This window comes from Bacillus sp. TH30, from assembly GCF_016650875.1.
Taxonomy (GTDB): Bacteria; Bacillota; Bacilli; order Bacillales; family Bacillaceae_G; genus Bacillus_A; species Bacillus_A mycoides.
This window is the reverse complement of record NZ_JAEKEY010000002.1, coordinates 3,066,934-3,087,500: the sequence shown is the minus strand read 5'-3', so window position 1 is coordinate 3,087,500 and position 20,567 is coordinate 3,066,934. Positions and strand designations below refer to the sequence as shown.

Annotated in this window: 24 protein-coding genes; 13 read left to right on the top strand and 11 right to left on the bottom strand. The window is 36.6% G+C overall.

Annotation, left to right across the window (positions count from 1 at the left end; translation table 11 throughout):
- Positions 1-270: 270 nt before the first annotated feature.
- A complete protein-coding gene (locus JFU20_RS17915) occupies positions 271-954 on the top strand; it encodes an MgtC/SapB family protein (RefSeq protein WP_002034530.1) in 684 nt (227 codons plus the stop codon).
- Positions 955-1,049: 95 nt separating this feature from the next.
- Positions 1,050-2,045 (top strand): potassium channel family protein, encoded by a 996-nt coding sequence (locus JFU20_RS17910; protein ID WP_201038795.1) that lies wholly within the window; start codon positions 1,050-1,052, stop codon positions 2,043-2,045.
- On the opposite strand, the gene JFU20_RS17905 is transcribed toward JFU20_RS17910, so the two are convergent.
- Positions 2,032-2,445 carry a YugN-like family protein gene (locus JFU20_RS17905; RefSeq protein WP_002131278.1) on the bottom strand — a complete coding sequence of 138 codons (414 nt, stop codon included), beginning with the start codon at positions 2,443-2,445 and terminating at the stop codon, positions 2,032-2,034. The two genes, JFU20_RS17910 and JFU20_RS17905, sit on opposite strands and share 14 nt — an antisense overlap.
- Positions 2,446-2,553: 108 nt before the next feature.
- On the bottom strand, positions 2,554-3,906 hold the full coding sequence (locus JFU20_RS17900; RefSeq protein ID WP_002015845.1) for a glucose-6-phosphate isomerase: 1,353 nt from the start codon (positions 3,904-3,906) through the stop codon (positions 2,554-2,556).
- Positions 3,907-4,189: 283 nt separating this feature from the next.
- Here JFU20_RS17900 and JFU20_RS17895 point away from each other — a divergent pair, with 283 nt between their 5' ends.
- Complete coding sequence (locus JFU20_RS17895) at positions 4,190-4,423, top strand: DUF378 domain-containing protein (protein WP_002089278.1); 234 nt, start codon at positions 4,190-4,192, stop codon at positions 4,421-4,423.
- A 112-nt stretch (positions 4,424-4,535) separates the two neighbouring features.
- On the opposite strand, the gene yugI is transcribed toward JFU20_RS17895, so the two are convergent.
- The 3 genes from yugI to JFU20_RS17880 form a co-directional block, all read right to left on the bottom strand.
- Positions 4,536-4,880, bottom strand: a complete 345-nt coding sequence (yugI, locus tag JFU20_RS17890; protein ID WP_002015848.1) for a S1 domain-containing post-transcriptional regulator GSP13 — start codon at positions 4,878-4,880, stop codon at positions 4,536-4,538.
- Positions 4,881-5,133: 253 nt separating this feature from the next.
- Entirely contained in the window at positions 5,134-6,324 is a 1,191-nt protein-coding gene (locus JFU20_RS17885) for an aminotransferase (protein WP_201038794.1), read from the bottom strand.
- Positions 6,321-6,818 carry an Lrp/AsnC family transcriptional regulator gene (locus JFU20_RS17880; RefSeq protein WP_016106498.1) on the bottom strand — a complete coding sequence of 166 codons (498 nt, stop codon included), beginning with the start codon at positions 6,816-6,818 and terminating at the stop codon, positions 6,321-6,323. Before JFU20_RS17880 ends, JFU20_RS17885 begins: the two co-directional genes overlap by 4 nt.
- Before the next feature lie 118 nt (positions 6,819-6,936).
- Here JFU20_RS17880 and JFU20_RS17875 point away from each other — a divergent pair, with 118 nt between their 5' ends.
- Complete coding sequence (locus tag JFU20_RS17875) at positions 6,937-7,929, top strand: 2-hydroxyacid dehydrogenase (protein ID WP_002015852.1); 993 nt, start codon at positions 6,937-6,939, stop codon at positions 7,927-7,929.
- 262 nt (positions 7,930-8,191) lie between these two features.
- The gene (locus tag JFU20_RS17870) at positions 8,192-9,031 is read left to right on the top strand and encodes an alpha/beta fold hydrolase (RefSeq protein WP_002089283.1); all 840 of its coding nucleotides are present in this window, start codon (positions 8,192-8,194) and stop codon (positions 9,029-9,031) included.
- A gap of 215 nt (positions 9,032-9,246) precedes the next feature.
- Here JFU20_RS17870 and JFU20_RS17865 read toward each other — a convergent pair whose 3' ends face one another.
- Positions 9,247-9,498 carry a YugE family protein gene (locus tag JFU20_RS17865; RefSeq protein ID WP_002015854.1) on the bottom strand — a complete coding sequence of 84 codons (252 nt, stop codon included), beginning with the start codon at positions 9,496-9,498 and terminating at the stop codon, positions 9,247-9,249.
- Positions 9,499-9,615: 117 nt separating this feature from the next.
- Between JFU20_RS17865 and JFU20_RS17860 the strand changes: the two genes are divergently transcribed.
- Positions 9,616-10,767, top strand: coding sequence for a MalY/PatB family protein (locus JFU20_RS17860; RefSeq protein ID WP_033715974.1), 1,152 nt, complete (start codon positions 9,616-9,618; stop codon positions 10,765-10,767).
- A 117-nt stretch (positions 10,768-10,884) separates the two neighbouring features.
- Here JFU20_RS17860 and JFU20_RS17855 read toward each other — a convergent pair whose 3' ends face one another.
- Together JFU20_RS17855 and JFU20_RS17850 are read right to left on the bottom strand one after the other, a co-directional pair.
- A complete protein-coding gene (locus tag JFU20_RS17855) occupies positions 10,885-11,424 on the bottom strand; it encodes a superoxide dismutase family protein (protein WP_002089287.1) in 540 nt (179 codons plus the stop codon).
- Positions 11,425-11,492: 68 nt separating this feature from the next.
- The gene (locus JFU20_RS17850) at positions 11,493-11,669 is read right to left on the bottom strand and encodes a hypothetical protein (RefSeq protein ID WP_000982764.1); all 177 of its coding nucleotides are present in this window, start codon (positions 11,667-11,669) and stop codon (positions 11,493-11,495) included.
- 173 nt (positions 11,670-11,842) lie between these two features.
- Between JFU20_RS17850 and kapB the strand changes: the two genes are divergently transcribed.
- Complete coding sequence (kapB, locus tag JFU20_RS17845) at positions 11,843-12,226, top strand: kinase-associated lipoprotein KapB (RefSeq protein WP_033715975.1); 384 nt, start codon at positions 11,843-11,845, stop codon at positions 12,224-12,226.
- A gap of 40 nt (positions 12,227-12,266) precedes the next feature.
- On the opposite strand, the gene kapD is transcribed toward kapB, so the two are convergent.
- The gene (gene kapD / locus JFU20_RS17840) at positions 12,267-12,890 is read right to left on the bottom strand and encodes a 3'-5' exonuclease KapD (RefSeq protein WP_002015858.1); all 624 of its coding nucleotides are present in this window, start codon (positions 12,888-12,890) and stop codon (positions 12,267-12,269) included.
- 290 nt (positions 12,891-13,180) lie between these two features.
- Between kapD and JFU20_RS17835 the strand changes: the two genes are divergently transcribed.
- Positions 13,181-14,506 carry an ArsB/NhaD family transporter gene (locus tag JFU20_RS17835; protein WP_002145115.1) on the top strand — a complete coding sequence of 442 codons (1,326 nt, stop codon included), beginning with the start codon at positions 13,181-13,183 and terminating at the stop codon, positions 14,504-14,506.
- A 103-nt stretch (positions 14,507-14,609) separates the two neighbouring features.
- On the opposite strand, the gene JFU20_RS17830 is transcribed toward JFU20_RS17835, so the two are convergent.
- The gene (locus JFU20_RS17830) at positions 14,610-15,077 is read right to left on the bottom strand and encodes a hypothetical protein (RefSeq protein WP_002015861.1); all 468 of its coding nucleotides are present in this window, start codon (positions 15,075-15,077) and stop codon (positions 14,610-14,612) included.
- A 118-nt stretch (positions 15,078-15,195) separates the two neighbouring features.
- Between JFU20_RS17830 and JFU20_RS17825 the strand changes: the two genes are divergently transcribed.
- Together JFU20_RS17825 and JFU20_RS17820 are read left to right on the top strand one after the other, a co-directional pair.
- Entirely contained in the window at positions 15,196-15,909 is a 714-nt protein-coding gene (locus JFU20_RS17825) for a DNA alkylation repair protein (RefSeq protein WP_002015862.1), read from the top strand.
- 345 nt (positions 15,910-16,254) lie between these two features.
- Positions 16,255-17,631: a glycine--tRNA ligase gene (locus JFU20_RS17820; protein ID WP_002015863.1), complete on the top strand. Its 1,377-nt coding sequence runs from the start codon at positions 16,255-16,257 to the stop codon at positions 17,629-17,631.
- A 39-nt stretch (positions 17,632-17,670) separates the two neighbouring features.
- Here the strand turns inward: JFU20_RS17820 and JFU20_RS17815 are convergent, their stop codons facing one another.
- The gene (locus JFU20_RS17815; protein WP_002034550.1) at positions 17,671-18,054 is read right to left on the bottom strand and encodes a hotdog fold thioesterase; all 384 of its coding nucleotides are present in this window, start codon (positions 18,052-18,054) and stop codon (positions 17,671-17,673) included.
- A 96-nt stretch (positions 18,055-18,150) separates the two neighbouring features.
- On the opposite strand from JFU20_RS17815, the gene JFU20_RS17810 reads away from it, so the two are divergent.
- The 3 genes from JFU20_RS17810 (at position 18,151) to JFU20_RS17800 (ending at position 20,536) form a co-directional block, all read left to right on the top strand.
- Positions 18,151-18,894: a DUF3298 and DUF4163 domain-containing protein gene (locus JFU20_RS17810; protein ID WP_002129698.1), complete on the top strand. Its 744-nt coding sequence runs from the start codon at positions 18,151-18,153 to the stop codon at positions 18,892-18,894.
- Between the two features lie 50 nt (positions 18,895-18,944).
- The gene (locus JFU20_RS17805; protein WP_002015867.1) at positions 18,945-19,538 is read left to right on the top strand and encodes a biotin transporter BioY; all 594 of its coding nucleotides are present in this window, start codon (positions 18,945-18,947) and stop codon (positions 19,536-19,538) included.
- Between the two features lie 149 nt (positions 19,539-19,687).
- Positions 19,688-20,536, top strand: coding sequence for a hypothetical protein (locus tag JFU20_RS17800; RefSeq protein ID WP_002166534.1), 849 nt, complete (start codon positions 19,688-19,690; stop codon positions 20,534-20,536).
- Positions 20,537-20,567 lie beyond the last annotated feature (31 nt).

The window sequence follows — 20,567 nt, the reverse complement described above, 5'->3', positions numbered from 1 at the left end:
ACATCTCTTTCATTTCTAAGTAATTCCTACATATATTCTATAGAAAGTCACTCTGTCAAAAAACGTTTCTTTCTATATAAAGTGAAACTTTAATCAGTGGGGGGTATTCATCCCCCACTGATTATTAGCCTTCACCAATCGGGCATTTACGGGCAGTCGTCCCCCACCTAACTTTCTCGCATTCGGCGAATTTTGAGGCGGGGCTGACTGCCCGCAAATAGTGGGATAAACGTTTTATTCATATACCATATCATACAAGGAGGAATATACATGGACTACACCGACTTATTAATAAAACTAGGTCTCTCGGCTATTTTAGGATTCGCTATCGGTTTAGAGCGCGAATTAAAACGTAAACCACTCGGCTTAAAAACGTGTTTAGTTATTTCTATTATTAGTTGCCTCCTAACCATTGTTTCTATTAAAGCAGCTTACAACTTACCACATACCGATCATATGAATATGGATCCACTTCGACTTGCCGCTCAAATTGTATCAGGAATTGGTTTTTTAGGTGCCGGTGTAATTTTACGCAGAGGAAACGATAGTATTGCGGGGTTAACGACCGCCGCTATGATTTGGGGTGCTTCTGGCATCGGCATTGCCGTTGGAGCTGGTTTCTATATCGAGGCTATTTTCGGAATGTGTTTCCTTATGATTAGTGTAGAACTTATACCATTAGCGATGAAATACGTCGGTCCTAGATCATTTCGCCAACGTGATATCGCAGTGAAACTCGTTGTACGAAATATGGACAATATCCCGACCGTAATTGAAGAAATAAAAGAAATGGATATAAAAGTTAAGAACATGAAGCTCAAAACATTGGAAAATGGTTCGCACTATTTACATTTAAAATTGTCTATCGATCAAAAAAGACATACTGCTGATGTTTATTATGCTCTTCAGCATCTTGAAAGTGTTCAACAAACTGAAGTTGAAAGTATGTATTAATTATGAAATGAACTCTCTTTTTAATTAGAGAGTTTTTCTTTTTTCTATAATGGTAACAATGAATGTAGTCCTGAAAAGTAAGGAGGAATAGGAACTTGAAATCCCGTCCGAATTTAGTAGATACATTTCGTGATTCCATTATATTTCGTTTAATTTGTTTTATTATTGTACTTACTACCTTCTCCGGCTTTCTTATACATATATTAGAGCCATCTCACTTCACCACATGGTTCGACGGGGTTTGGTGGTCAATCGTTACCATTTTCACCGTTGGATACGGCGATTTCGCCCCCCATACAACGATAGGAAAACTTATTGGTATATGTATTATTTTATTAGGAACGGGATTTTGTTCTTATTATATGGTTCTATTCGCTACCGACATGATTAATAAACAATATATGAGAATTAAGGGTGAAGCAGCTGCTACCTCTAATGGTCATATGATTATCGTTGGCTGGAATGAGCGTGCAAAACATGTTGTAAAACAAATGCACATATTACAACCGAACCTTGATATCGTTTTAATTGATGAAACACTTTCTTTACTTCCAAAGCCATTTCATCATTTAGAATTTATAAAAGGTTGTCCGCATCACGATCAAACTTTATTAAAAGCTAACATTACAACAGCTCACACTATATTAATAACAGCGGATAAAGAGAAGAACGAAAGCTTAGCAGATACACAGTCCATTTTAAATATTTTAACTGCAAAAGGACTTAATCCAAACATTCACTGCATCGCTGAACTTCTTACTTCTGAACAAATCCAAAATGCAACGAGAGCTGGCGTATCAGAAATTATAGAAGGAAATAAATTAACGAGCTATGTATTTACCGCTTCTCTTTTATTCCCTTCCATTTCAGGTGTACTATTCTCACTTTACGATGAAATCTCTGATAACAAATTACAACTGATGGAGATTCCCCGGTCCTGCACCGGACAATCCTTTGCAAATTGTAGCTATACTCTTTTAAAGCAAAACATTCTCTTACTAGGTGTAAAGCGCAACGAACAATATATGATCAATCCAGTTCATTCTTTCATTCTCATCGAAAGCGACATACTCATCGTTATTCACCATTAAAAAAATGATTTTCTAGTTCTTGTACCAATACTTTACCAATATTGACATACTTTCTTTTCACATCTCCATCTGGATCTTGCGGCTCCGCAAATTGATCCAATCCACTCGTTCCAGCTGTTAAAGCATTAACATTATCATCTAGTTCGTCTTGATATACGTGCGAAAGAATATACGGTGTTTCAAGACGGACTATTACACCAGGCACATCTAGTTCCCCATCCACCGCTGTAAATGGTACGCGTAAAAATTGATACCCTTCTTCTTCGTCGATTTTATAATCAAAGCATCCTTTATCATAATCCCAATTACCGCCAATACTATATCCAAGTGGTTTCATAACCTCTTCTAACTTATATAACGCATATGTACATCCTTCTAATTTTGATTGAATCGGAATCAAGCCCATCCCTCCTAGACTTTTCCTTTAGCATACCCATTCTAGTTTGAATATACCGATGTACCTTTCAATAAAATAATGAAAAGCGACCGGAGACCCGATCGCTTTTCATTATTTTAAACGCTCTTCTAATTCTGCTTTTAATTCTTCAAATCCTGGTTTACCAAGTAAAGCAAACATGTTTTTCTTGTATGCTTCTACTCCTGGTTGGTCAAATGGATTTACGCCTAATAGGTAGCCGCTCATCGCACATGCTTTTTCGAAGAAGTATACAAGGTAACCGAATGTGTACTCATTTAATTCAGGGATGTTTACGATTAAGTTTGGTACTCCGCCATCGCTATGTGCAAGTAATGTACCTTCGTATGCTTTTGTGTTTACGAAGTCTATCGTTTCACCAGCAAGGTAGTTTAATCCATCTAAATCGTTGTCGTCTAATTCGATTTTTAGTTCGTGTGTAGATTTACCTACTTTAAGAACTGTTTCGAATAGGTCACGACGACCTTCTTGAATGTATTGACCTAATGAGTGTAAGTCAGTTGAGAAGTTTGCTGAAGATGGGAAAATACCTTTTTGATCTTTTCCTTCACTTTCACCAAATAACTGTTTCCACCACTCAGAGAAGTAGTGAAGTGCTGGCTCATAGTTAACAAGCATTTCAATTGTTTTCCCTTTATTATATAGAGCATTACGAACTACTGCGTATTGGTAAGCTGGGTTTTCTTCAAGTTCTGATTTCGCGAAATCATTATGGCCAGCAGCTGCACCTTTCATCATCTCTTCAATGTTTAGGCCACTTACAGCGATTGGCAATAAACCTACTGGTGTTAATACAGAGAAACGACCGCCAACATCATCTGGAATAACGAACGTTTCGTAGCCTTCATTATCAGATAATGTTTTTAAAGCACCGCGCGCTTTATCTGTAGTCGCATAAATACGTTTGCGTGCTTCTTCTTTTCCATACTTTTCTTCTAATAATTTACGGAAAATACGGAATGCGATTGCAGGCTCTGTTGTTGTACCTGATTTGGAAATAACGTTAATAGAAAAGTCTTTACCTTCTAGTACGTCCATTAAATCTTTCATGTAAGTGGAGCTAATGTTTTGTCCAACAAATAGCACTTGTGGAGTTTTACGTTGTTCTTTAGAAAGCGTGTTATAGAAAGAATGGTTTAACATTTCAATTGCTGCGCGTGCTCCTAGGTAAGAACCACCAATACCTACAACAAGTAAAATGTCAGAGTCATTTTTAATTTTTTCTGCGCATTTTTGAATGCGAGCGAATTCTTCTTTGTCATATTGAAGCGGAAGCTCTACCCACCCAAGGAAATCGTTCCCAGCTCCAGTTTTTTCGTGGATTGCATGATGTGTTACTTTCACTGCATCACGTAAATAAGTTAGTTCATTTTCACCGATGAAGGATAACGCTTTAGAATAGTCGAACGTTACATGTGTACTCATCTTTTTCCCTCCAATTATGTATATGTATTTCTGTATTCACTTTAGCGAAACTAAAGTTGTAAATCAAGCGATTCAACAATTGTAAACGTAACCATTATTTATTTTTTAGAAAAAGTTCATTTTTTGCATAAAAATTCGAATTTTTCGGTATAGATGTATATACATCGTTTTTCGTACATTTTTCATGTATAAAAACAACAAAACTATACCATTCTATAAAGGAGTTAAATTTTCTTATTAACTCCTTGCTTGCTCACGCTTCACATTAAGGAGGGGACTTTTCATGAGTACCTTGCAACGTATCGCATTAGTCTTCACTGTAATCGGCGCTGTTAACTGGGGACTGATCGGGTTCTTCCAGTTTGACTTAGTAGCGGCTATTTTCGGGGGACAGAAGTCAGCTCTTGCACGTATTATTTACGGCATCGTTGGTATTTCTGGGCTTATCAATCTCGGCTTACTATTTAAACCATCCGAGAATCTTGGTACTCACCCAGAAACACATGAAATTCAATAGTCAGTATGTCTTTTTCGCCTCCGACATACGAATATGATTGCATGCAATCATATTTGCAAATATATATATCATAAGTCACAGTAAAAGAGGAACGCTCATATGCGTTCCTCTTTTACTTTATTACCTCCGACTCTTCAATCCATTCCGCTAGCTTTTCTCGCAGTGTATTAAATCCGTTCTCTGATGGATTCGGTATAAGAATTCGTCCTTGCTTTCTTTTCGCCGCTTTTAACGATAAACTCATTTTTCTGTGTTCTTCATCAATTGAAAGTACCTTTACTTCTACTGTATCTCCGACCTTTAAAAAGTCATGAATGTCTTTTACATACCCATTTGTGATTTCAGATATATGCACAAGTCCTTGTGTTTCTGCATCCAAAGCTACAAATGCACCGTAATCTTGAATTCCAGTTACTTTCCCTGTTACAACCACTCCCGTTGTATATTGTTCTGACATGTGAAACACTCCCATACGTTTACCATTTTCTCTACAATTGTAAATAGCAAAGCAGATGTATTTATTGTTAAATATCCGATTAGTGAGTAAGTATCCTAAGTAAAACACCGAGGATACTCCCACCTTATATTAGTAAATTATACCACTTTGATAGAACTCATTCAAAATTCACGAAAAAATTTCCTGTAATACGTATAATTCTCCAATATTAGGATAGAATACTAACACATGGCTTTCTAGTATTCCCCCCCTTTTATGGACAAAACGTATTGTGTTTTGTCCTTTTTTTATTCTCTATGAACCGTTCCATTCTCTTCATTGCTTCCATAAGTTGCTCAAGCGATGTTGCATATGAACAACGAATAAATCCTTCACCACTCCCGCCAAACACATTTCCAGGAACAACAGCGACTTTTTCTTCTAATAATAATTGTTCTGCAAATTCTGCTGAAGATAGTCCGGTTGAAGCTATAGAAGGGAAGACATAAAATGCCCCGCCTGGCACATGACATGTTAAGCCCATTTCATTGAAAGATGTCGTCATAAAGTTACGACGCTTTTTATAGCTATCTCTCATTCGAATTACTTCATCATTTCCTCCGCGTAATGCTTCAAGCGCTGCAAATTGAGACATCGTTGGTGCACACATCATTGAATACTGGTGGATTTTGAGCATTAATTTTGAAAATTGAACAGGGGCTGCAATCATCCCAAGACGCCATCCCGTCATGGCAAACCCTTTTGAAAATCCTGAAATTAAAATCGTATGGTCACGCATATTTTTAATACTCGCGAAACTCGTATATGCTTCGTCGTATACGAGCTCTGCATAAATTTCATCCGATAACACGATTAAATTATACTTCTCAACAATAACAGCTAGCTTTTCTAATTCGGATTTATTTAACATTGCGCCTGTTGGGTTATTGGGAGAACAAAGTAATATTGCCTTTGTTTTCGTTGTAATAGCTGCTTCAATTTGATCTGGCTGTACTTTAAATTCATCTTCTAATGAAGTCGCCACTGGAACTGGGACCCCGCCCGCTAACGTAACAAGCGGTGCATACGAAACGAAACTTGGTTCAATAATAAGTATTTCATCATCAGGGTTTACAATAGCACGCATCGCTACATCTAGCGCTTGACTCGCTCCAACTGTAACAATGATTTCATCATTCGGATCATAAGATACTGCAAATTGTTTTTTTAGATACTTTGCTATTTCTTGACGGAGCTCCAATAATCCTGCATTTGCTGTATATGACGTATATCCTTGTTCTAAAGAACGAATACATGCTTGCCTTACATTCCAAGGTGTAACAAAGTCCGGCTCTCCCACTCCAAGTGAAATAACACCTTTCATACTTGCCGCTAAATCAAAAAACTTTCGTATACCGGACGGTTGTAAAGATTCTGCTACTCTAGATAGGTCAAATTGCTTCACGGTGTCACCACAATTCTCTTATCATCATCTGTCTTTTCATAAATAATCCCCTCATGTTTATACTTCTTCAAAATAAAATGAGTTGTCGTTGAAACGACAGATTCAATTGTTGCTAATTTCTCAGAAACAAACATCGCTACTTCTCCCATCGTCTTTCCTTCTAATGTAATAGAAAGATCGTATGTCCCTGACATTAAATACACAGATTTTACTTCTGAATAACGATAAATTTGTTCAGCAACCGCATCGAACCCAACGCCGCGCTTTGGCGTAACTTTCACATCGATCATCGCCGTTAAACCTGTATGTTCTTTCACCTTTGTCCAATCGATATGTGTTACATAGTCCACGATAATCTTTTCACTTTCTAATTTCGTAACCATTTTTTTCGCTTCTTCTACTTCTATATTTAACAACTTCGCTAATGTATCTACAGATAAACGACTATTCTTTTCAAGACAAGCTAATAATTCCAATTCTTTCTCTGTCACCATATAAATCATCCTCCCTTTTCGGTTTTGTCTAAATTATACAAATACCCTTTCCAGTTTGAAAAGAAGATTTTTTTAGTGAATTATGTCAAAATAAAGTGAAACTTTAATCAGCGGAAAAATGCGTGATAAAGCGAAAGGGGATGGAACCGTGAAACCAAAAGTATATATTGCCGAACCAGTTCCAACATTTGTAGAAAACTATTTATCAGAACACTGTGATTTTGAAAAATGGGATCAAAACGAGAAAGTACCTCGTGATGTTCTATTAGAAAAAATAAAAGATAAAGATGGGTTATTAAATTTCGGATCTACTATAAATGAAGAGTTATTGCAGGTTGCTCCTAATTTAAAAGTAGTAAGTAACATTTCTGTTGGCCATGATAACTTTGATTTAAAAGCGATGGAAAAACAAAATGTTATCGGAACGAATACTCCATATGTGTTAGACGATACAGTAGCCGATCTCGTTTTCGCTCTTATGTTATCTGCTGGTCGCCGTGTTTGCGAACTCAATTCCTATGTGAAAAATGGTGAATGGAACGCTGAAATTGGAAAAGAACACTTCGGACTAGATGTACATCATAGTACGATTGGTATTATCGGAATGGGACGAATTGGAGAAGCTGTCGCAAAACGAGCGAAATTCGGCTTTGATATGAATGTCCTTTACTATAACCGTCGCCGTAAAGAAGAAGCTGAGCAAAAATTTGATGCTACATATTGTGATTTACAAACTTTAATCAAACAATCTGATTTTATTATTCTTCTTACTCCATTAACAGATGAAACGTATCATCTTATCGGTGAAAAGGAATTTTCACTAATGAAAGAAACAGCAATTTTCATTAATGCTTCTCGCGGGAAAACAGTAGATGAAACTGCATTAATTCATGCGTTAACAGAAAAGAAAATATTTGCAGCCGGCATCGACACATTTACACAAGAGCCGATTCAAAAAGAGAATCCGCTCTTATCATTACAAAACGTTGTAACTTTACCGCACATCGGATCTGCAACATTAAAAACTCGGCAGCAAATGGCAATGACAGCTGCTGAAAATTTAGTAGCAGGATTACAAGGAAAAACACCACCTAATATTGTGCGTGGGTAATTATAAAGTGAAACTTTAATCAGTGGGGGTTTTGTCCATCCCCCACTGATTATTAGCCCATACCAATCGGGCTTTTACGGGCAGTTATCTCCCACCTAACTTCCTCGCATTCGCCGAATTTTGAGGTGGGAGTCTACTGCCCGCAAATAGCGGGATAAATAAGCGAAAGGCAAGATGACGATGTCATCTTGCCTTTTTTTGTTAACATATTTTGTTTCTTGCCGGGAGATGATATGAACAAAAATCAATGGAGTGACAAAAAATGAACCATGAATGCAAATGCCCTTACTTCACTTTTTCCACTCGCGGGACTACTATTCATTACGAATTGTATGAACATAATACTAAAAAAGAACGACCTACTTTCGTACTCGTTCACGGCTTCCTCTCTTCCTCATTTAGCTATCGACGACTCATTCCTTTACTAACAAAGGAAGGTACAGTAATTGCCCTTGATTTACCACCATTCGGAAAAAGTGATAAATCTCATCTCTTTAAATATTCTTATCACAATTTAGCAGCTATTATTATCGATTTAATCGAACATTTATCTCTCGCGAATATTGTATTAGTTGGCCATTCTATGGGCGGACAAATTTCACTCTTTGTAAACCGTTTACGCCCTGAATTAATTTCAAAGACGATTTTACTATGTAGCTCTAGTTATTTAGCACGCGCAAACTTACCTTTACTGTACTCCTCTTATTTACCGTTCTTCCACTTATACGTGAAGAACTGGATTATTCGAAGGGGCATCGTCCATAACTTAATGAATGTCGTTCATGACCATTCATTAATTGACAATGAAATGATGGAAGGCTATGCTGCTCCTTTTTATGATGATCGTATATTCCCTGCTTTAACTCGAATGATAAGAGACCGTGAAGGTGACTTATCTTCAACTGAATTACAAAAAATCGAAACCCCAGTATTACTCATCTGGGGTGAAAAAGATCGCGTCGTACCTGTACATGTAGGACACCGTCTCCATAAGGACCTACCTAATTCAACTTTCATTTCTTACGAAAATACAGGGCACTTACTACCTGAAGAAAAGCCCGATCATGTTTATGAAGAAATTATTACGTTTGCGACGCAATAAAGTGAAGCTTTAATCCGTGGGAGGCTCTATCCCCACGGATTATTAGCCTTCACCAATCGGGTTTTTACGGGCAGTTTGATTTCTCACCTAACCTCTTTGCTTCAACCTGATTTTGAGGCGGGAGTCTTACTGCCCGTTAAAACGGGATAAAGTGAAGCTTTAATCAATCAGCACAAATGAAAATAAACAAAAAGGCTGTCGTAAATTCCGACAGCCTATAACGAACAACTTCCGCCTTCTTTTAGTACGAGTAACTCTACTGCTAATTTTTCGCATTTTTCAAGTGCAGGTACTTCTTCAAAAGACATAAAGTATATATGTTGAATCTTCTTTGCGATGTATTTCGGATCATCAAACACACTTACGACGTTTACAACATCGCTCGCTTCTGTTTCATAAAACTCCGGTCCCATTTGAAACGGATCCCAATTTTTCACAACCTCAATCATTTTGTCATATGCACCCATCTGCTTCCCGCCTTTTCACTTTTTAATGCTTTTCTTTATCGTATCACATCAGCTATTCTATAAGAAGAGTGAGAATTTTCATAACTTAACAGTTTGACAGAAGAAAGGAGCAAACATATGCAACTATTTCATAAAACGGTAAATCGTCGCGGAACGCATAGTACAAAATGGGATACATATAAAAATGAAGAGCTCATCCACGCTTGGATTGCCGATATGGATTTTGAAGTACCAAAACCAATTCAAACTGCATTACAAAAACGCACAGAACATCCTATTTTCGGCTATACACTTCCTCCTGAAAATATTGGGGATATCATTTGTAATTGGACGAAAAGCCAATACAATTGGGAAATACAAAAAGACTGGATTGTATTTAGCGCAGGTATCGTTCCAGCTCTTAGTACGAGCATACAAGCTATAACGAAAGAAGGAGAAGCCGTACTCGTACAACCTCCTATTTATCCACCGTTTTTTGAAATGGTCAAAACAAATAATAGACAAATATGTGAGAGTCCCTTATTTAAACAAAATGGCATATATAAGATAGACTTCGAGCATCTAGAAACTCAATTTAAACAAGGTGTAAAACTAATGCTTCTTTGCAGCCCTCACAATCCTATCGGGCGCGTTTGGACGAAAGAGGAGCTAACAAAACTCGGTACGTTATGTACACAGTATAATGTAACCGTTGTCGCGGATGAAATTCACGCCGATATTATTTATAAAGGCCATACTCATACACCGTTTGCTTCTTTATCTGAAGAATTAGCAGCACGCACTATTACTTGTATGGCTCCGAGCAAAACATTTAATATCGCTGGATTACAAGCATCGATCATTATTATTCCGAATGAAAATCTCCGTAATGCCTTTATGTCTATCCAATATAGACAAGGATTCCACGGATTAAATACATTTGCTTATACAGCAATGCAAAGTGCCTATACAGAATGTAATGATTGGCTAAATGAAATTCGATTGTACGTTGAAGATAACGCTCAATTTGCTTGTAAGTATATTCAAAATCACATACCAGCTCTTTCTGTAATTAAACCAGAAGGTAGTTTTTTACTGTGGATTGATTGTTCCCACTTGGATCTTTCTCAAGATGAACGAACAGCATTGCTTGAAGAGAAAGGTAAAATCATCGTTGAGCCTGGTGAGAAATACGGAACAGGTGGAGAAGCCTATATCCGAATTAACATTGGCTGTCCTAGATCTGTTTTAGAAGAAATTTTAAACAGACTACACCATACATTCTCATAACAAAAAAGGAGGCTATCCCAAAATGATATTGGGATAGCCTCCTTTTTTCGGTAAATCGATATAATTCCACTTACTATCATGCAGTTTTCCAACAAAATCTACCATTCAAGGTAGCTTCTATTTTTTCTTCAGATCCGACGCTTTTTTTACGATAACACCGCAAGCAATTCGGCCACCAGATTTACCAGTTGGTTGCGTCATACCATCATCAGCGTTTTCTGTAATAATAATAGACGCTCCATCTTTTCTATGAATCGTCGTTTTTCCTTCTTCAAGCGTTATATGTGGAGCATCGATTTCTGCTTTAATCTTTCCCGAACCGTCTGCAACTACGTTCGGTAAATCACCATTTTCTGCACCTTTCGGATTCAAGAGCCCATGTTTTTTATTATCCGGATTAAAATGATTCCCAGATGATTCGAAACTAGGCGCTTTACATTCTCCGATTTCATGCACATGTATCCCGTGTGGTCCTGGTGTAAAGCCTTCCGCTTTAATCGTAATTTTCACTCCACTTGTTTGCTGAGCTACTTTTGCAGTCCCAACTTCATCACCTGAAGCATTATGTAATTTCACATCAATTTCTTTCGGCTTCCCTTGGTCACAACCCGCCATTAGAAATAATAAACAACAACTGAAAAAAAGCCGTCTTTTCATTCAATTCCCTCCAAAATGCTTTCTGCCCTTAGATTGTCCGAGCATAGAGGGAAACATACAAAAATGAATTACCGTTTCTTTTCAGCTAAAAGCTTTTCTTCTACTTTCTGTAATCGCTCTGCTTCTCGTTTTGATACACGAATAAACATACGCCACGTAGCGACCGCACCGATGATAAATAGAACGCAAACAATACCTGGAATAATATACTCCGTTTTATCTTCAGGAAAATATAAAGGCATCATATGAAACACTCCTTATCGGGGAATTTATAGTAAGAATAAACATCAGAATTTTCTGTTTTATCATCTTAAATTATAATTGAAGCCTGTCATATTCTCAAGGGGGCGTTCCGAAAGCGAATGATTTCTTTGACTCCTTCGCGCACTTTCCTTACTATAAACTTGAGGTGAAAAATATGAGAGAAACATTTGAAATTGGTGAAATCGTTACTGGTATTTATAAAACTGGAAAATACATCGGCGAAATTACAAATAGCCGTCCTGGCAGTTACGTCATAAAAGTACTAGCTGTTTTAAAACATCCAGTGCAAGGTGATTTACATAATGTAAAACAAGCTGACGTACCATTCTTCCATGAAAGACGTGCTTTAGCTTTTCGTGAACAGACGAACATTCCAGAGCAAATGGTGAAGAAATATGAAGGAGAAATTCCGGATTATACAGAGTCACTAAAATTAACATTAGAAACTCAAATGAATTCATTTTCTGAAGATGATTCACCTTTTGCGGGGCGTAGTCTAGAAACACTTCAGCAATTGAAGCAAGATTACAAACTTTAAAAAACAAAACGACCAAATTACATATTTTGCAATTTGGTCGTTACTGTGTACTCACGTTCTTTAACACTTTCGAAAAATCAACAAGTTCCCCTAATGTCGGAGGTGCTGGTTTGACTAAATACTCTTTATCTTTTTCTACTAACTTAAAAATATTATATGTCGTCATCGCATCATCAAGCGCACAATGATGCTTTCCTGTTCCTGCTTTTCCATACGCCTCAATTGCTTTCCACAGCCCTGTTTGATTTCTCTCTCCAAAAAACTTCTTATACTCAAGCGATAAATCACGACACTGTCCAAAGAATGGAAATTCTACTCCCGCCATTTCACAGTTATGCTTTAAGACTTTCATATCCATATTTCCCCACGTTACAATTGTCGGTTTACAACTCTTTTCATATTCTGCAAGTTTCTCAACAAGTTCATGAAAAGAAATTCCTTTGTCCACTACTTCCTGTTTAATTCCTAAAAATTTTTTACATCGATCCGTTAAAGACGGAAATGTTTTCGGTCTAATATGCGATGAATACGTATCTTCCACCTTACAGCCAACAACTGAAACGAGTCCGACCTCAATAATTTCTGGGAAAAAACCTTTTGGCTTTTTTCTATGCTGGGGCATCGTAAACTCAAAGTCTAAAAACAAAAATCGTTGTTCATCCATACGATCCCTTCCTTATCATCTTTGTCATTCCTTTCTATTTGATACTCCTACACGAACAAGCTCGAATGCTGATTCGATTTTAAATATTCAGATTGGATGTATCTTATATATATGTCAGATGCCCACAAATATTTTTAAAAATAAGAAAAAATGACCTATGCAGAAAATATGACAAAATAAACCCTTTCATTTACATCCGCCATTTTTCTACTTTATAATGACGTTATGTGTGTTTCATCTAGTTAATTTTTTGACACACTAAGAAAAGTGAATGAAAGGAGATGAGAGTTTTGCACGAAACAACGCAAGAACTCGCAAACTGGCAGTATTATTTCGCTATCGCAGTCTTTTTAATTACATATGCCATTATTATTTCTGAAAAAATTAACCGTGCTGTCATCGCACTTCTTGGTGCAGCATTCATGGTAATTGCAGGGGTCGTTGACTTACACAATGCCTTTACGAAACATATTGAATGGGGAACAATTACATTACTCATCGGTATGATGATACTGGTAAACATTACAAGTAAGTCAGGTGTCTTCCAATACGTTGCCATTAAAGCCGCAAAAGGAGCACAAGGAAATCCAATTAAAATTTTAATTTCACTTTCCTTGCTTACCGCGCTTGGCTCCGCATTTTTAGATAACGTTACAACAGTACTTCTTGTTGTTCCAGTTACTTTATCTATTACGCGCATCTTGCAAGTAAATCCTGTTCCATATTTGCTTTCTGAAATTATTTTTTCAAATATCGGAGGAACAGCAACATTAATTGGTGATCCGCCAAATATTATGATTGGTTCTGCAAATAAGCATTTAGATTTCAATGCTTTCTTATTCAACTTAGCACCTATCGTAATCATCATTATTGCTGTTACAGCAACAATTCTTTACTTCATGTACCGTAAGCAATTAATTGCTGATCCTGTACAAATTAAAAAATTAATGAGCTTAGATGAAAAACAATACATTAAAGACCCAGTATTAATGAAGAAATCTTTAACAGTACTTGGCCTTACTATTTTAGGTTTCATGACTCATTCTATTTTCCATATTGATGCAGCTATCATCGCCTTAACTGGCGCTACTGTACTTATGCTAATCGGTGTGAAAGAGCATGAAATTGAAGAGGTATTCGCAAGTGTAGAGTGGGTAACAATCTTCTTCTTCGCGGGACTATTCGTACTCGTTGGAGGACTTATTGATATCGGGCTTATCAAAATGTTAGCTCAAAAAGTAATTGGAATAACAGGCGGAGATATTTCTCAGGCATCTATCCTTGTTCTATGGGTATCTGGTATCGCCTCTGCAACAATCGATAACATTCCATTCGTTGCAACAATGATTCCACTTATTAACGATATGGCAGTTGGGCTAGGTTTATCACCTTCTGACGCACAAATCGACGTACTATGGTGGGCATTAGCATTAGGTGCTTGCTTAGGTGGAAACGGAACATTAATCGGAGCTTCTGCTAACGTAATCGTAGCCGGAATCGCAAGTCGTGAAGGACATAAATTCAGCTACATGGAATTCCTTAAAGTCGGCTTCCCAATTATGATCGTTTCATTAATCATTTCTCATATTTACATTTACTTACGCTATCTTATGTAGTAGAAAAAAGCGCCCTGCTCAGCAGGGCGCTTTCGTTCTTTTTTCAGCATATCCGAATTATTATAGAACCAAATATATCGGCCGCAGGGCAACTTTGATACGCCTACTCGTTATACCTCACCGGCTCATTCCGAATAATGAACAAATGAATCGGCAAGAAAACCGAAAACGTGATTGTATGAATGATCGTAAATAGTATGGAATTCGTTCCGTATCTATCCAAAATAGCATAGATAAGATAAATAGACAGTACAAGTGATACAGCTGTTGCTAATATATATAGAATTGGTACGAAATTAAAGATGAAGCATCCAACATATATGCCAAATACTTTCCACCCTGCTTCTTCTTTCAAGAAATCTGGTAATTTATCTTTCGCTAAATCACCCCATATCTTACTATTTATAAACGGAATAAAAGCAAGAACACCATCAGTTGCACCATCATTTTTTGCCATCGTATAAAGTGCAAAAGCCGTTAACAAATACGAAATAATTGCCCAAATTATTATAACAAGAATAAACGCAAAACTAAGAGCAAAGAAACCTGCTAGTACGCCTTGATCTTCCATCTTATCCTCTCCTCTCTCTTCTCAACATATTTCATTACAGTGCAAGTTATGTTTTAAAATTTAACCAAACTCTTTGTATAATAAGAAGAGAAAGATAATGAGAGAGGAGTACATACCTATGCATCCATTTGTAAAGGCATTACAAGAGCATTTTACAGCTCATCAAAATCCCGAAAAAGCAGAACCGATGGCACGTTATATGAAAAATCACTTCCCGTTTCTCGGTATTCAAACTCCTGAGAGAAGACAGTTATTGAAAGACGTAATTCAAATACATACTCTCCCAGATAAAAAGGACTTCCAAATTATCGTGCGTGAGCTTTGGGACCTACCAGAACGTGAATTTCAAGCTGCCGCACTCGATATCATGCAAAAATATAAAAAACACATAAATGAAACTCACATCCCATTTTTAGAAGAACTTATTGTCACAAAATCTTGGTGGGATTCTGTTGATAGCATCGTCCCTACATTTTTAGGTGCTATCTTTTTAAAACATCCAGAATTAATTTCTGCATATATTCCAAAATGGATTGCATCAGAAAACATATGGTTACAACGTGCCGCTATTTTATTCCAGCTAAAATATAAACAAAAAATGGATGAAGAACTCCTTTTCTGGATTATCGGACAACTACATTCCTCAAAAGAATTTTTCATTCAAAAAGCAATCGGCTGGGTCCTTCGCGAATATGCAAAAACAAAACCAGATGTAGTATGGGAATACGTTCAAACTAACGAGCTCGCTCCACTTAGTAAACGCGAAGCAATTAAGCATATTAAGCAAAATTACGGAATAAATAACGAAAAAATAGGCGAGACTCTATCCTAGATGGGCACGTTCCTCTATTGAGATTTAAAAAAGAACGTGTTAAAATATGTTCATTATTATTAATATAAGTAGCGATGACGGACTTATAAGTACTTGCATAAAAAGCGATTCAGGGATAGTGAAAGCCTGAAGCTGCGAGGAAACGGCAGTCTCGAGCAATACGTGATAAAGTGGATGCACATTTTGTGTATCAACTAGGGTGGAACCGCGGGCAAACGCTCGTCCCTAGGCGATTAAGCCTTGGGATGAGCGTTTTTTTATGTTTTTTAAAGCATATATTGCTCGTTTCCAAAGTACCCATCACGTCATCGCAAATACGTTAACTTTCAAAAGGAGGATTTTATTATGTATTCAATGGAACAAGTTGTAAACTTAGCGAAACATCGCGGTTTCGTTTTCCCTGGTTCTGAAATTTACGGTGGTCTTGCAAACACATGGGATTACGGTCCACTTGGAATCGAATTAAAAAATAACGTCAAAAAAGCTTGGTGGAAAAAATTCATTCAAGAATCTCCACACAACGTTGGTTTAGATGCTGCTATTTTAATGAACCCAAAAACTTGGATCGCTTCTGGTCACGTTGGTAACTTTAATGATCCAATGATCGACTGTAAAAAATGTAAAGCTCGTCACCGTGCTGATAAATTAATTGAAGATGCATTAGACGCAAAAGGTATCGAAATGGTCGTTGACGGTCTTACTTTCGACCAAATGGCTGACTTAATGAAAGAACATGAAGTAAAATGCCCAGATTGCGGTAGCCAAGAATTCACGGAAATCCGTCAGTTCAACTTAATGTTCAAAACATTCCAAGGTGTTACAGAGTCTAGCACAAACGAAATCTTCCTTCGTCCTGAAACAGCACAAGGTATTTTCGTAAACTTTAAAAACGTACAACGCTCTATGCGTAAGAAACTTCCATTTGGTATCGGCCAAATCGGTAAAAGTTTCCGTAACGAAATCACACCTGGTAACTTCACATTCCGTACACGTGAATTCGAACAAATGGAACTTGAATTCTTCTGTAAGCCTGGTGAAGATTTAGAGTGGTTCGCATTCTGGCGTGAAACTTGTAAAAACTGGTTACTTTCACTTGGTATGACTGAAGAAAGCATGCGTCTTCGTGACCACGGTGAAGACGAATTATCTCATTACAGTAACGCAACAACTGATATTGAATTCAGATTCCCATTCGGTTGGGGCGAACTATGGGGCGTTGCATCTCGTACAGACTTCGATTTAAAACGTCATATGGAACACTCTAACGAAGACTTTAACTATATCGATCCACAAACGAATGAGCGTTACGTGCCTTACTGCATCGAGCCATCTCTAGGTGCAGACCGTGTAACATTAGCATTCTTATGTGATGCATATGAAGAAGAGCAATTAGAAAACGATTCTCGTACAGTTCTTCGTTTCCACCCTGCTTTAGCACCATATAAAGCAGCTATCTTACCATTATCTAAAAAGCTATCTGAAGGTGCTACTGAAGTATTCGCAGAACTAGCTAAAGACTTCATGGTAGACTTTGATGAAACTGGTTCTATCGGTAAACGTTACCGTCGTCAAGACGAAATCGGTACTCCATTCTGTATCACATACGACTTCGACTCTGTTGAAGACAAAGCTGTTACAGTACGTGACCGTGACACAATGGAACAAGTTCGTATGCCAATTAGCGAACTAAAAGGTTTCTTAGAGAAAAAAATCCAGTTCTAATTATAAAAAAAGAGGCAGCTCATAAGAGCCGCCTCTTTTCTATTTTTCACGTTTTTCTTTAATTGCTACTGTACATCTTGATATACATAGTAACTCATCATTTTCATCAATGATGCGAATATCCCAAACCATTGTCGATTGTCCTCTATGTATCGGTGTTCCAATTGCTGTTACAATTCCATCTTGCTTTGAGCGAATATGATTTGCATTAATTTCTAATCCGAAACAAATACATTTTTCTTGATCAATTAAATTGTATGAACCAACACTTGCCACAGTTTCTGCTAATGCAACAGATGCACCGCCATGTAAAAATCCAAACGGCTGATGCGTACGTTCATCAACAGGCATTGTAGCAACTACTTTATCCTCTGTCATTTCTAACAACTCAATTCCAAGCGAATCCATTAAAGTTTTTGACATATCGTTTTCAACCTCTCTCACTTTAGATCAAATGTATAATTTTACCTGTTTAATTTCAAACTACCTATAACACTTATATAAGGAGGTTTCACCTAAATGAAACAGAAATTTTGTATACTATTGCTTATGTTCTCCTTGCTGACTATTGTACCAAATTGTGCAATAGCAGCCAAAGCATCCAACCTGACAATCAATGTTAAGACTGTAACGCAAAAAGGTAAGAAACCTTATATAGAATATCAAATTAATAGGCCTTCCTTTCACAACTTTTCTGATTCAAAATTTCAAAATAAGCTGAATTCCTATTACAAAAACTCTACTACTAAATTTAAAAGTAAATTAGAAAAAGAAGCGAAGAAATATTATGAGGAAACAGAAGGATCTAGCACACCTTTTCATCCATACGTTGCAAATGTTGACTATAAAGTAGCTTTAAACAAACCACCTTTCCTCAGCCTATATGTGAATTACTATCAATATACAGGCGGAGCGCACGGACTGTATACGTGGAAGGCAAATACATTTGATTTAAACGAAAAAAAATTATTACACTTAGACGATTTATTTCAACAAGAGGATAAATATAAAGAAATAATTCGCACAGAGATTGTAAGACAAATTAAACAAAATGAAAGCATTTATTTTCCTGATGCAGTCGAAAAAGTAACGAGCACTAAAAAGTTTCACTACTTTTTAGAACCGGATAATCTTGTAATTTATTTCTCTTTATATGAAATTGCTCCTTATTCAAGCGGAATTCCGCAGTTTCGTATTCCATACACATTGCTTAGAGACTATTTAAAGCCTTCTTATCAAAATATTTTGATTGACAACAAGTAAATATTTTCGCTACGATAATGTTAACCCAAACACAACTGGAGGTTAACATTATGAAGAAGCTTCATGTTTTAGATTTAGCATTAGCTGCCATGTTCGTCGCTCTTATGGCTATTGGTGCAAATATTGTATCGTGGGCACCATTCTTACAAATAGCGGGCATTCCATTATCTATGCAACCATTTTTCGCAATTTTAGCAGGTCTTCTTCTTGGGAGTAGACTTGGGGCATTATCAATGACTGTTTACATGCTTGTTGGAGTAGCAGGTGCGCCAATCTTCGCTAACTTCAAAGCTGGATTTGGAGCACTTTTAGATCCTACTGGTGGTTTTATTATCGCATTTATTATCGTTGCTTACGTATCAGGAAAACTAGTAGAACAAAAAGAACGACCAACATTCAGCACCTTTGCAATTTCTTCTTTCGTCGGAATCATTTTAACGTATATTATCGGTACTACTTATATGTACGGGGCAGTCAATATTTTCATGGGTGGTAATATGAGTTATAAAGCTGCCTGGATGATTATGATGTGGTTCGCAGTAAAGGATATTGCGTTTACAATTATCGGCGCTATTATCGCACCTCGCATATACTATGCTGTACGTCGTTCCGCTTATCAGCATTCTCATTCGACGATTTCATAATAAAAAATGAGTTATTTCAGTATACTGAAATAACTCATTTTTTATTTTCGACAATATACGACACATATTAGAAATAAATTTTGTTATGATAGTTCAGCAAATCTTACATTTTTCACATCTAATTAAAACAATATTTTGGAGGAAAATCAGTGAAGCTATCAAAAAATACACTTATTAAAATAAGTGTCGGAGTACTATCTTTATTTTTCATACTAGGTATGAGCATCAGTTACAAATTATATGGAAATAGCGAGTTAGGAATGCAATATACCTTTGGAAACGGTCTAGCATTTTTCTTTTTAATACTTACTATAATTAGTTTATGCGCAGCTTTAATCTTTATTGTTATTGGGTTAATTAAGAAAGTACGAAAATTACCAGCAAAAAAATCTTTATTAACATCTATAATACTCTTTCTTACATCAGTTATATCAATTATCATCCTTCTCTTTACGATAACAAAAGTAACGAATATGGAGGAAGAATATCAAGCTATTCAAGCCCAAAAGAAAAAAGAAGCTGATTACTTAATTGCTGCAGCATCTTTTTATAATGATATAGAAACCTTTAGATATTCAGCTTCTTATGTATTATCCGAGTATTCAACTACATGGTCAAAAGCGATTGATCAAAGAAATGACTTCAATAATGCGCTTAGATCTAAGAGAACAGAAATTGATGGGACGGTTGCAACTGTAGATACGTTTTACAGCAATATGGGAACAGATTTAAAGTTAGTCTCTGAAGCTGCAAAAGAACAGCCAAATAAGTATAAAGAAACCTATGAAGAATATAAAAAAATATATGGTATTATTACCGCTCTCAATGAACAAGCTCAATCTCCAAGTGGCAGTTTAATCACATTCAACCAAAACGTTAATACATTAATTCAGGAATACAAAAAAGCAGCTGGAAATATTAATATCGCTATTACTGATGAAATTAAATCAAAAGCTAATGAATTGAATCCTACCGATAAAAATTTAAGTTCTAATTAAAGACACTCTTTCCAGAGTGTCTTTTTTTCTC

Excerpts from the sequence above, each read along its gene's own strand:
- JFU20_RS17915 (WP_002034530.1), top strand. The coding sequence starts at position 271 with ATGGACTACACCGACTTATTAATAAAACTAGGTCTCTCGGCTATTTTA.
- JFU20_RS17900 (WP_002015845.1), bottom strand. The coding sequence starts at position 3,906 with ATGAGTACACATGTAACGTTCGACTATTCTAAAGCGTTATCCTTCATC.
- JFU20_RS17895 (WP_002089278.1), top strand. The coding sequence starts at position 4,190 with ATGAGTACCTTGCAACGTATCGCATTAGTCTTCACTGTAATCGGCGCT.
- yugI (WP_002015848.1), bottom strand. The coding sequence starts at position 4,880 with ATGTCAGAACAATATACAACGGGAGTGGTTGTAACAGGGAAAGTAACT.
- JFU20_RS17880 (WP_016106498.1), bottom strand. The coding sequence starts at position 6,818 with ATGGTGACAGAGAAAGAATTGGAATTATTAGCTTGTCTTGAAAAGAAT.
- JFU20_RS17875 (WP_002015852.1), top strand. The coding sequence starts at position 6,937 with ATGCGTGATAAAGCGAAAGGGGATGGAACCGTGAAACCAAAAGTATAT.
- JFU20_RS17870 (WP_002089283.1), top strand. The coding sequence starts at position 8,192 with ATGAACCATGAATGCAAATGCCCTTACTTCACTTTTTCCACTCGCGGG.
- JFU20_RS17865 (WP_002015854.1), bottom strand. The coding sequence starts at position 9,498 with ATGGGTGCATATGACAAAATGATTGAGGTTGTGAAAAATTGGGATCCG.
- JFU20_RS17860 (WP_033715974.1), top strand. The coding sequence starts at position 9,616 with ATGCAACTATTTCATAAAACGGTAAATCGTCGCGGAACGCATAGTACA.
- JFU20_RS17855 (WP_002089287.1), bottom strand. The coding sequence starts at position 11,424 with ATGAAAAGACGGCTTTTTTTCAGTTGTTGTTTATTATTTCTAATGGCG.
- JFU20_RS17850 (WP_000982764.1), bottom strand. The coding sequence starts at position 11,669 with ATGATGCCTTTATATTTTCCTGAAGATAAAACGGAGTATATTATTCCA.
- kapB (WP_033715975.1), top strand. The coding sequence starts at position 11,843 with ATGAGAGAAACATTTGAAATTGGTGAAATCGTTACTGGTATTTATAAA.
- kapD (WP_002015858.1), bottom strand. The coding sequence starts at position 12,890 with ATGGATGAACAACGATTTTTGTTTTTAGACTTTGAGTTTACGATGCCC.
- JFU20_RS17830 (WP_002015861.1), bottom strand. The coding sequence starts at position 15,077 with ATGGAAGATCAAGGCGTACTAGCAGGTTTCTTTGCTCTTAGTTTTGCG.
- JFU20_RS17825 (WP_002015862.1), top strand. The coding sequence starts at position 15,196 with ATGCATCCATTTGTAAAGGCATTACAAGAGCATTTTACAGCTCATCAA.
- JFU20_RS17820 (WP_002015863.1), top strand. The coding sequence starts at position 16,255 with ATGTATTCAATGGAACAAGTTGTAAACTTAGCGAAACATCGCGGTTTC.
- JFU20_RS17815 (WP_002034550.1), bottom strand. The coding sequence starts at position 18,054 with ATGTCAAAAACTTTAATGGATTCGCTTGGAATTGAGTTGTTAGAAATG.
- JFU20_RS17810 (WP_002129698.1), top strand. The coding sequence starts at position 18,151 with ATGAAACAGAAATTTTGTATACTATTGCTTATGTTCTCCTTGCTGACT.
- JFU20_RS17805 (WP_002015867.1), top strand. The coding sequence starts at position 18,945 with ATGAAGAAGCTTCATGTTTTAGATTTAGCATTAGCTGCCATGTTCGTC.